This is a genomic window from Citrobacter sp. T1.2D-1, assembly GCF_950098555.1.
Classification (GTDB): Bacteria; Pseudomonadota; Gammaproteobacteria; order Enterobacterales; family Enterobacteriaceae; genus Citrobacter_A; species Citrobacter_A telavivensis.
This window is the reverse complement of sequence record NZ_CATNHH010000010.1, coordinates 85,320-95,691: the sequence shown is the minus strand read 5'-3', so window position 1 is coordinate 95,691 and position 10,372 is coordinate 85,320. Positions and strand designations below refer to the sequence as shown.

The following is a 10,372-nucleotide window of genomic DNA, read 5'->3' as shown; positions in this document are numbered from 1 at the left end:
TTGCCTGGCGGCTGTAGCGCGGTGGTCCCACCTGACCCCATGCCGAACTCAGAAGTGAAACGCCGTAGCGCCGATGGTAGTGTGGGGTCTCCCCATGTGAGAGTAGGGAACTGCCAGGCATCAAATTAAGCAGTAAACTGGTGTAAAAATCAGTGGTTGTAGAAAAATTCGGTGGAGCGGTAGTTCAGTTGGTTAGAATACCTGCCTGTCACGCAGGGGGTCGCGGGTTCGAGTCCCGTCCGTTCCGCCACCCTAATTAGGGGCGTAGTTCAATTGGTAGAGCACCGGTCTCCAAAACCGGGTGTTGGGAGTTCGAGTCTCTCCGCCCCTGCCAGAAAATAATCCTTAGCATTTGCTAAGGATTTTTTTTATCTATAGAACGCCTCTCCAGATACCGATCTCTTCCTTTAATGGCATCCTTGCCAACGTCATTTACACTTACTCTTCCAGTACCTCTACCTTTAGAAGATCTTTGATCAGCGCATGTTTATCGCTATTTTGCAGCCAAATAGCGTACAACGGACGCGAAAGTGTTGCGCTGTCTGCTACGGTATGCAACTCGCCCTTTTCTTTGGCCCAACGCGTGGGTAACCAGGTGCAACCATTCAGAGCGTGGAGTTGCTGTCTGGCCAGTTCAGCAGAACTGGTGGTAAGTACCGGAATTTCATCGGCGGCTATTAATCCCACTTCATTCTGTTGAAAATCCGGCCCCCACTCCAGACGCAGATAATTAAGCGCCTCTTTCATCGTCGAAGGGCTGGTGCAATATAACGCCAGGGTGAAATACCCCAGTAACTGGCTGCTAAATTCATCCATTTTTGGGGCTTCTGTGGTGATAAGTAGATCAAGCTGGCGTTCATGTAACTGTTTTACCAGTGACTGACGCTGTGCGATGCGGGCCTCGAATTGCAGACCGTTCTGGGGCTCTTGTGACTGGTACAAGCGCCCTAACCAGCCGTTAAGCATACACTCCCACAGCGACGCACTGGCACCGATTGAAAACTCATTATGCCTTGATGTATGGGCGACCTCTTTACGTGCCGCCTGCCATGTATTCATCAGCGTTTCTGCATAAGGCAGAAGCTTCTCGCCGGCCGCCGTTAAGCGGATATTATTTCTGTGACGGGTAAAAAGATTCACACCGAGTTGGTTTTCCAACTGTCTGATGCGAAAGCTAACCGCCGACTGAGTCAGGTAGAGCGCTTCCGCAGCCCGGCCAAAGTGGCGCGTTCGGCTAACTTCCAGGAAAGTTTTTAACAATTCCGTATCCACAGTGCTCTCCGCAAAATTATTTGTCGTTATGATTTAAATGTTTTGTTTTACACTCTGTCAAGCGTAACTAATACTCCGCGCCATAAATAGCTCGGCCAAAAGAATTAGGAGCGTGCAGGATGGCGGAAAGCTTTACGACGACTAATCGATATTTCGACAATAAATATTATCCACGCGGTTTCTCTCGTCATGGTGATTTCACCATCAAAGAGGCGCAACTGCTTGAACGTCATGGTTATGCCTTCAATGAGCTGGATCTGGGCAAACGTGAGCCGGTTACCGAAGAAGAGAGGCTCTTTGTTGCGGTATGTCGTGGTGAACGTGAGCCAGTGACCGAAGCGGAACGTGTCTGGTCTAAATACATGACGCGTATCAAGCGTCCAAAACGTTTCCACACCTTGTCCGGCGGTAAACCGCAGATGGAAGGTGCTGAGGACTACACAGAGTCTGATGACTAGTAAAAAAAGGGCCCAGGCCCTTTTTTTATATCAGTTGTTTCTGCAAGTGAGCAAGCAGTCGATCTATCGCCCGGTAGCTGACCGCTTCCTGCAAGTGTCGCCGCGAAATATGTTCGGCTTGCGCAAGGTCGGCAATGGTCCTTGAGACCTTTAATAAACGCTGCCAGGCCCGTATGGACAACCCAAGATGGATGAGTGTCTCCTCAAGCCACAGAGCATCTTCATCCGATAACGGACAGTGTTCACGTATCTCCCTGTTTTGCAGGAGCGCATTCAGTTTGCCCTGGCGTTTATGCTGACGTTCCTGCGCGGCAATGACCCGCTGTTTAACCGTAAAGCTGTTTTCTCCTTTTACACCGGGCTGGCTGAGTATCCCTGGCGGTGGTAAAGGGATTTCGAGAGAAAGATCAAAGCGGTCCAGAAAGGGACCTGAGAGCCGACTGAGATAACGTAATGTCTGTTCTGGTGTACTCCGGTTATGGTTACCCTGATAGTGTCCTGTGGGACTGGGATTCATTGCAGCCACCAGTTGAAAGCGCGCAGGATAGGTGATCTTAGCGCGCGTACGTGAAAGGTGGATCTGGCCAGACTCTATGGGTTCACGTAGGGCATCTAATGTTCGTCGTTCAAACTCAGGCAATTCATCAAGAAACAGTATGCCGTTGTGTGCCAACGAAATTTCGCCGGGTACGGGGATGGAACCGCCACCTACCATCGCTGTCAGGGATGCGCTGTGGTGCGGCGCGCGAAAAGGTCGCTGCTTCCACAGTTTTTGCACGCTGGTTGAGTTGACCAGGCTGAGGATGGCGGCGCTTTCCAGGGCCTCCTCATTACTCAACGCCGGTAACAGACCATTAAGGCGGCTGGCAAGCATCGTTTTCCCTGTACCCGGTGGGCCAACTAACAGCAGGTTATGCCCGCCTGCGGCGGTGATCTCAAGGCTGCGCTTTCCTTGCTCCTGACCAATAACATCGCTGAGATCGTCAGATGACGCGCAGGTCGTCCCGTCGCTAACTCCAGGATGGCTAAGATCATGCTTTCCTTCCAGGAATGCACAGACGTCTTGTAAATGATCGGCAATCAGACATCCCTCGCCATCAATCAGTCCAACCTCTTCTTCATTCTCTTTTGCCACAATAATGCCTCTTCCCGCTCGTATCGCTTCGGTTGCACTGGATATGGCGCCGGGAACGCCGCGTAATGCGCCTGTAAGCGCTAATTCACCCACTAACTCATATTGGTCGAGTTTATGTGTTGTAAGCTGCTCAGATGCAACCAGAAGCGCCACAGCAATAGGTAAATCATATCGCCCGCCCTCTTTAGGAAGATCGGCAGGGGCGAGATTGATGGTGATTTTCTTTGCGGGAAAGTCATATCCGCTATTAATGATCGCGCTGCGTACTCGGTCGCGCGCCTCTTTGACGGTTGTTTCTGGTAACCCCACCAGTGTTAAACCGGGCAGACCGTTACTGATATGTACTTCGATGGTAATCGCCGGTGCATTCACCCCCAGCGCAGCGCGTGTATGAACAATTGACAGTGACATAATCCCTCCAGGTGTCACTATTATGTCTGAACTCTTCTCTGCAATATCATTGCAGAATGGCGTTTATTCGCTGTGGTTTCCGCACTTTTAATGCAATTTGTCTGAGCTTTCTGTTTTACTGGAAGGGGGCTCACAGTCAGTTTTCCCCCTTCCCTGGCGCTTTGAAAAAGGGGTTTACTTCCGCCCCGGAAGTGAAATTTTTTCAATTCCTGGTTTTTGCATAAAAAACAATGGGTTTTCGCTAATCTGTTAGCTGAGTCAGAAAAATGAAAAGAAAAAAATCTTGTGCTATTGGCGAAATCTATGGTAACTCTTTAGGTATTCCTTCGAACAAGATGCAAGAATAGACAAAAATGACAGCCCTTCTACGAGTGATTAGCCTGGTCGTGATTAGCGTGGTGGTGATTATTATCCCATCGTGCGGGGCTGCACTTGGACGAGGAAAGGCTTAAAAATCAAGCCTTAACGAACTAAGACCCCCGCACCGAAAGGTCCGGGGGTTTTTTTTGACCTTAAAAACACAACAGAGGAACAGAAAATGAATAACAGCATAAAATTCTGTTTCTTAAGATTTACGACGGGGAACTAACTATGAATGGAGCACAGTGGGTGGTACATGCGTTGCGTGCACAGGGTGTCGAGACAGTATTCGGCTATCCCGGTGGCGCAATTATGCCGGTCTACGATGCGTTGTACGACGGTGGCGTGGAACACCTGCTGTGCCGACACGAACAGGGAGCGGCGATCGCTGCCATCGGTTATGCCCGTTCCACCGGTAAAACCGGAGTCTGCATTGCCACCTCTGGTCCCGGGGCAACCAACCTGATCACCGGACTTGCAGATGCACTGTTAGATTCGGTCCCTGTTGTGGCGATCACCGGGCAGGTTGCTGCGCCGCTTATCGGTACCGATGCGTTTCAGGAAGTGGACGTATTGGGGCTGTCCCTGGCCTGTACCAAGCACAGTTTTCTGGTGCAGTCGCTGGAAGAGTTGCCGCGCATCATGGCTGAGGCGTTTGAAGTCGCTAACTCTGGTCGTCCCGGCCCGGTTCTGGTGGATATCCCAAAAGATATCCAACTAGCCCGAGGGGAGTTGGAGCCGTACTTCACGACTGTCGAAAATGCGGCCGTTTTCCCTCACGCCGACGTTGAGCGGGCGCGAAAAATGCTGGCCCAGGCGCAAAAACCGATGCTGTACGTGGGGGGCGGTGTCGGGATGGCGCAGGCGGTTCCAGCGCTGCGTGAGTTTATTGCGGTAACGCAAATGCCGGTTGCCTGTACGCTGAAAGGATTGGGTGCTGTCGAGGCGGACTATCCTTACTATCAGGGGATGCTGGGCATGCATGGCACCAAAGCCGCGAACTTCGCCGTGCAGGAGTGTGATTTGCTGATTGCGGTAGGCGCTCGTTTTGATGACCGGGTGACCGGCAAACTGGATACCTTCGCGCCGCACGCCAGTGTGATTCATATGGATATCGACCCGGCTGAACTGAACAAACTGCGCCGGGCGCATGTCACCTTGCAGGGCGATTTGAATGCGTTGCTGCCAGCTCTGCAACAGACGCTCAACATCAATGAATGGCGTCAGCGTAATGCGGAACTGCGTACTGACCACACCTGGCGCTACGATCATCCAGGGGAAGCTATCTATGCGCCACTGCTGTTGAAACAACTGTCGGATCGTAAACCAGCCAACTGTGTGGTGACGACAGATGTCGGTCAGCATCAGATGTGGTCCGCGCAACATATGACGTACACTCGCCCGGAGAATTTCATCACCTCCAGCGGTTTAGGTACGATGGGCTTTGGTTTACCGGCTGCCGTTGGGGCGCAGGTTGCGCGACCGGACGACACCGTTATCTGTATCTCCGGTGACGGCTCCTTCATGATGAATGTTCAGGAGCTGGGCACCGTAAAACGTAAGCAGTTACCGTTGAAGATTGTCTTACTGGATAACCAACGGTTAGGTATGGTTCGACAATGGCAGCAGCTGTTTTTCCAGGAACGATATAGCGAAACCACCCTGACCGATAACCCCGATTTCCTCACGTTAGCCAGCGCCTTCGGCATCCCTGGCCAACACATCACCCGAAAAGACCAGGTTGAAGCGGCACTCGATACCCTGCTGAACAGCGACGGGCCATACCTGCTTCATGTCTCAATCGACGAACTTGAGAATGTCTGGCCACTGGTGCCGCCCGGCGCCAGCAATTCTGAAATGCTGGAGAAATTATCATGATGCAACATCAGGTCGCCGTAGAAGCTCGCTTTAATCCGGAAACACTGGAACGCGTATTACGTGTGGTACGCCATCGTGGTTTTCAGGTGTGCGCCATGAATATGGGCTCCGCTCGGGACGCGCAGAATATAAATATTGAATTGACCGTTGCCAGTCCGCTGTCGGTCGACTTACTGTTTAGTCAGTTAAGTAAGCTGGTCGATGTGGCACATGTTGCCATCTGCCAGAGCACAACCACATCACAACAAATCCGCGCGTAAGCGCAACAGGAAGAAGAAATGACGACGAAAAAAGCTGATTACATTTGGTTCAATGGCGAGATGGTTCGTTGGGAAGAGGCGAAAGTTCACGTGATGTCCCACGCGCTGCACTACGGTACGTCTGTATTTGAAGGCATCCGTTGCTATGACTCGCACAAAGGCCCGGTGGTGTTCCGTCATCGCGAACATATGCAGCGCCTGCATGATTCAGCCAAAATTTATCGTTTCCCGGTCTCCCAGAGTGTGGATGAGCTGATGGAAGCCTGCCGTGAGGTGATCCGTAAAAACAACCTGACCAGCGCCTATATTCGTCCACTGGTGTTTGTTGGCGATGTGGGGATGGGCGTGAATCCACCTCCGGGATACACCACTGACGTCATTATCGCCGCGTTCCCGTGGGGTGCGTACCTGGGTGCCGAAGCGCTGGAACAAGGGATCGATGCGATGGTTTCCTCGTGGAACCGTGCCGCGCCAAACACAATCCCGACTGCGGCAAAAGCGGGGGGGAACTACCTCTCGTCACTGCTGGTAGGTAGCGAAGCACGTCGTCATGGCTATCAGGAAGGCATCGCGCTGGATGTGAATGGCTACATTTCTGAAGGTGCCGGTGAAAACTTGTTTGAGGTGAAAGACGGTGTGCTGTTTACCCCGCCATTTACCTCTTCCGCGCTGCCGGGGATCACCCGTGACGCTATCATCAAACTGGCGAAAGAACTGGGTATTGAAGTCCGCGAGCAGGTTCTGTCCCGCGAATCCCTGTATCTGGCGGATGAAGTGTTCATGTCCGGTACAGCGGCGGAAATCACGCCGGTTCGCAGCGTTGACGGTATCCAGGTAGGCGAAGGCCGCTGTGGACCTGTCACCAAACGCGTCCAGCAAGCTTTCTTCGGTCTGTTTACTGGCGAAACCGAGGACAAATGGGGCTGGTTGGATTCAGTAAACCAATAACAAAATTAATATTTCCCCCAAATAATTCACGTTGCAGGAAGGCGGCAACGCAGCGAGTTCCCAGGAGCTTACTTTAGTAAGTGACTGGGATGAGCGAGGCAGCCAACGCACCTGCGGCGTGAAGTATATAGGGGGAAAGACAGACGGGAGTTAATCAAGCATGCCTAAGTACCGTTCCGCCACCACTACTCATGGCCGCAATATGGCAGGAGCCCGCGCGCTGTGGCGCGCAACCGGAATGACCGATGCCGATTTCGGCAAACCGATCATTGCCGTCGTGAACTCATTCACCCAGTTTGTGCCAGGGCACGTGCATTTGCGCGATCTCGGTAAGCTGGTCGCTGAACAGATTGAAGCATCGGGCGGCGTGGCTAAAGAGTTCAACACCATTGCCGTGGATGATGGTATCGCCATGGGCCACGGGGGCATGCTTTATTCACTGCCGTCGCGCGAACTGATCGCTGATTCGGTGGAGTACATGGTGAATGCCCATTGCGCCGATGCAATGGTCTGTATTTCCAACTGCGACAAAATCACCCCGGGGATGCTGATGGCCTCTCTGCGCCTGAACATTCCGGTGATCTTTGTTTCCGGTGGTCCGATGGAGGCCGGGAAAACCAAGCTTTCTGACAAAATCATCAAGCTCGATCTGGTTGATGCCATGATTCAGGGAGCGGACCCGAAAGTCTCTGACGATCAGAGCAATCAGGTTGAACGCTCTGCCTGCCCGACCTGCGGCTCCTGTTCCGGGATGTTTACCGCGAACTCGATGAACTGCCTGACCGAAGCGCTGGGCCTGTCGCAGCCGGGTAACGGCTCGCTGCTGGCGACCCATGCCGACCGTAAGCAGTTGTTCCTCAATGCCGGTAAACGCATTGTTGAACTGACCAAACGTTATTACGAGCAGGATGACACCTCTGCGCTACCGCGCAATATTGCCTGCAAGGCGGCGTTTGAAAATGCGATGACGCTGGATATCGCGATGGGCGGCTCCACCAATACTGTTCTGCACCTGCTGGCAGCGGCGCAGGAGGCGGAGATCGACTTCACGATGAGTGATATCGACAAGCTTTCCCGTAAAGTGCCGCAGCTGTGCAAAGTGGCGCCGAGTACGCAGAAATACCACATGGAAGATGTTCACCGTGCGGGCGGCGTGTTGGGGATTCTGGGCGAACTGGATCGTGCGAGCCTGTTGAACCGGGACGTGAAAAACGTGTTGGGGCTGACGCTGCCGCAAACCCTTGAGCAGTACGACATCACGGTGACGCAAGATGATGCCGTGAAGCAGATGTTCCGCGCGGGTCCGGCGGGTATTCGCACCACAGAAGCGTTCTCACAGGATTGCCGCTGGGACTCGCTGGATGACGATCGCGCCGAAGGCTGTATCCGCTCGCTGGAACATGCTTACAGCAAAGACGGTGGCCTGGCGGTACTTTACGGTAACTTCGCGGAAAATGGCTGCATTGTCAAAACTGCCGGCGTGGATGACAGCATTCTGAAATTCACTGGCCCGGCCAAAGTGTATGAAAGCCAGGATGAGGCGGTTGACGCGATCCTCGGCGGCAAAGTGGTGGCAGGCGACGTGGTCGTAATCCGCTACGAAGGGCCAAAAGGCGGGCCAGGGATGCAGGAAATGCTCTACCCAACGACTTTCCTTAAATCGATGGGCCTCGGCAAAGCGTGTGCGCTGGTCACCGACGGTCGTTTCTCTGGCGGCACCTCCGGCCTCTCCATTGGTCACGTTTCACCGGAAGCGGCCAGCGGCGGTAATATCGCGATCATTGAAGATGGCGACATGATTGCTATTGATATTCCAAACCGTGGCATTCAGCTGCAGTTGAGCGATGCGGAAATTGCTGCGCGTCGTGAAGCGCAGGAAGCTCGCGGCGACAAAGCCTGGACACCGAAAGATCGTCAGCGCCAGGTGTCGTTTGCGCTGCGCGCCTATGCCAGCCTGGCGACCAGCGCCGATAAAGGCGCGGTACGCGATAAATCGAAACTGGGAGGCTGATGATGGCCGAATCACAACCTCTGTCAGCTGCCCCGGAAGGGGCAGAATATCTGCGCGCGGTGCTCCGCGCGCCGGTATACGAAGCCGCGCAGGTGACACCGCTGCAAAAAATGGAAAAGCTTTCGTCGCGCCTTGATAACGTGATTCTTGTGAAGCGTGAAGACCGACAGCCGGTTCACAGCTTCAAGCTTCGCGGTGCTTACGCGATGATGGCGGGGCTGACCGAGGCGCAAAAAGCTCACGGGGTGATCACCGCGTCTGCGGGCAACCATGCCCAGGGCGTGGCGTTCTCTTCCGCTCGTCTGGGCGTAAAGGCACTGATCGTGATGCCTGTTGCGACGGCGGATATCAAAGTCGATGCCGTTCGTGGTTTCGGCGGCGAAGTGCTGCTGCATGGTGCAAACTTTGATGAAGCAAAAGCGAAAGCGATTGAACTGTCGCAGCAGCAGGGTTTTACCTGGGTTCCACCGTTCGATCATCCAATGGTGATCGCCGGTCAGGGGACGCTGGCGCTGGAATTGCTCCAACAGGATGCTCATCTCGATCGCGTGTTTGTGCCGGTTGGCGGCGGCGGTCTGGCGGCGGGCGTCGCGGTACTGATCAAACAGCTGATGCCGCAAATCAAAGTCATTGCGGTGGAGGCGGAAGACTCCGCCTGTCTGAAAGCGGCGCTGGAGGCGGGTCATCCGGTCGATCTTCCCCGCGTCGGCCTGTTTGCAGAAGGCGTGGCGGTGAAGCGCATTGGGGATGAAACCTTTCGTCTGTGTCAGGAATATCTCGACGACATCATCACCGTGGATAGCGATGCGATTTGCGCGGCGATGAAAGACCTGTTTGAAGATGTGCGCGCAGTGGCAGAGCCTTCCGGCGCGCTGGCGCTGGCGGGAATGAAAAAGTACGTTGCCCAGCACAACATTCGCGGCGAACGTCTGGCGCATATCCTTTCCGGCGCTAACGTCAATTTCCACGGCCTGCGCTATGTTTCTGAGCGTTGCGAACTGGGCGAACAGCGCGAAGCGCTACTGGCGGTAACCATTCCGGAAGAAAAAGGTAGCTTCCTGAAGTTTTGCCAGTTGCTGGGCGGTCGCTCGGTCACCGAGTTTAACTATCGCTTTGCCGATGATAAGAACGCCTGCATTTTTGTCGGCGTTCGGCTGAGCAGGGGCATGGAAGAACGCACCGAGATCCTGAATCTGCTGCGCGACGGCGGCTATAGCGTGGTCGATCTCTCCGATGACGAAATGGCGAAACTGCACGTGCGCTACATGGTTGGTGGGCGTCCCTCTAAGCCGCTACAGGAGCGCTTATTCAGCTTCGAGTTTCCGGAATCTCCAGGCGCGCTGCTCAAGTTTTTGCATACGCTGGGCACCCACTGGAATATCTCATTATTCCATTACCGTAGTCACGGCACGGATTATGGCCGTGTACTGGCTGCGTTTGAACTGGGCGAGCACGAACCGGATTTCGAAACGCGACTGCAAGAACTGGGTTATGAGTGTCACGACGAAACAAACAACCCGGCATTCCGCTTTTTCCTCGCGGGTTAAGTGCTGCAGAACGAGGGATAACCTGAGTGGTTATCCCTCGCCATTTATTTTTCCCCTCTCTTAACCTTCTGCGTTGAATATTTTTGTTGTTA

The 10,372-nt window shown here is 53.8% G+C and carries 10 protein-coding genes, 2 tRNA genes and 1 rRNA gene; 11 read left to right on the top strand and 2 right to left on the bottom strand.

All coding sequences use genetic code 11. The features are described 5' to 3' along the window. Positions 1-3: 3 nt before the first annotated feature. The 3 genes from rrf (at position 4) to QQZ17_RS11075 (ending at position 334) form a co-directional block, all read left to right on the top strand. Positions 4-119 (top strand): 5S ribosomal RNA (gene rrf / locus QQZ17_RS11085). Between the two features lie 54 nt (positions 120-173). Further along, positions 174-250, top strand: a tRNA-Asp gene (locus QQZ17_RS11080). Positions 251-258: 8 nt separating this feature from the next. Further along, positions 259-334 (top strand) — tRNA-Trp (locus QQZ17_RS11075). A 104-nt stretch (positions 335-438) separates the two neighbouring features. Here the strand turns inward: QQZ17_RS11075 and hdfR are convergent. Further along, on the bottom strand, positions 439-1,272 hold the full coding sequence (gene hdfR / locus QQZ17_RS11070; protein WP_152400871.1) for an HTH-type transcriptional regulator HdfR: 834 nt from the start codon (positions 1,270-1,272) through the stop codon (positions 439-441). 119 nt (positions 1,273-1,391) lie between these two features. Between hdfR and maoP the strand changes: the two genes are divergently transcribed. Beyond that, positions 1,392-1,730, top strand: a complete 339-nt coding sequence (maoP, locus tag QQZ17_RS11065) for a macrodomain Ori organization protein MaoP (RefSeq protein WP_012131115.1) — start codon at positions 1,392-1,394, stop codon at positions 1,728-1,730. Positions 1,731-1,755: 25 nt separating this feature from the next. Here maoP and QQZ17_RS11060 read toward each other — a convergent pair whose 3' ends face one another. Continuing rightward, the gene (locus QQZ17_RS11060) at positions 1,756-3,276 is read right to left on the bottom strand and encodes a YifB family Mg chelatase-like AAA ATPase (RefSeq protein WP_152400872.1); all 1,521 of its coding nucleotides are present in this window, start codon (positions 3,274-3,276) and stop codon (positions 1,756-1,758) included. 353 nt (positions 3,277-3,629) lie between these two features. On the opposite strand from QQZ17_RS11060, the gene ilvL reads away from it, so the two are divergent. The 7 genes from ilvL to ilvA all read left to right on the top strand — a co-directional run bounded on the left by ilvL (position 3,630) and on the right by ilvA (position 10,280). Continuing rightward, entirely contained in the window at positions 3,630-3,728 is a 99-nt protein-coding gene (gene ilvL, locus QQZ17_RS11055; protein WP_042326053.1) for an ilv operon leader peptide, read from the top strand. A gap of 86 nt (positions 3,729-3,814) precedes the next feature. Continuing rightward, on the top strand, positions 3,815-3,865 hold the full coding sequence (ilvX, locus tag QQZ17_RS11050; RefSeq protein WP_193388322.1) for a peptide IlvX: 51 nt from the start codon (positions 3,815-3,817) through the stop codon (positions 3,863-3,865). A 2-nt stretch (positions 3,866-3,867) separates the two neighbouring features. Beyond that, entirely contained in the window at positions 3,868-5,514 is a 1,647-nt protein-coding gene (ilvG, locus tag QQZ17_RS11045; RefSeq protein ID WP_152400874.1) for an acetolactate synthase 2 catalytic subunit, read from the top strand. After that, on the top strand, positions 5,511-5,774 hold the full coding sequence (gene ilvM / locus QQZ17_RS11040) for an acetolactate synthase 2 small subunit (protein WP_046492904.1): 264 nt from the start codon (positions 5,511-5,513) through the stop codon (positions 5,772-5,774). Before ilvG ends, ilvM begins: the two co-directional genes overlap by 4 nt. Positions 5,775-5,792: 18 nt before the next feature. Beyond that, on the top strand, positions 5,793-6,722 hold the full coding sequence (ilvE, locus tag QQZ17_RS11035; RefSeq protein WP_152400876.1) for a branched-chain-amino-acid transaminase: 930 nt from the start codon (positions 5,793-5,795) through the stop codon (positions 6,720-6,722). A 160-nt stretch (positions 6,723-6,882) separates the two neighbouring features. Continuing rightward, positions 6,883-8,733: a dihydroxy-acid dehydratase gene (ilvD, locus tag QQZ17_RS11030; protein WP_152400878.1), complete on the top strand. Its 1,851-nt coding sequence runs from the start codon at positions 6,883-6,885 to the stop codon at positions 8,731-8,733. Positions 8,734-8,735: 2 nt separating this feature from the next. Beyond that, positions 8,736-10,280 carry a threonine ammonia-lyase, biosynthetic gene (ilvA, locus tag QQZ17_RS11025; protein WP_052747013.1) on the top strand — a complete coding sequence of 515 codons (1,545 nt, stop codon included), beginning with the start codon at positions 8,736-8,738 and terminating at the stop codon, positions 10,278-10,280. Positions 10,281-10,372 lie beyond the last annotated feature (92 nt).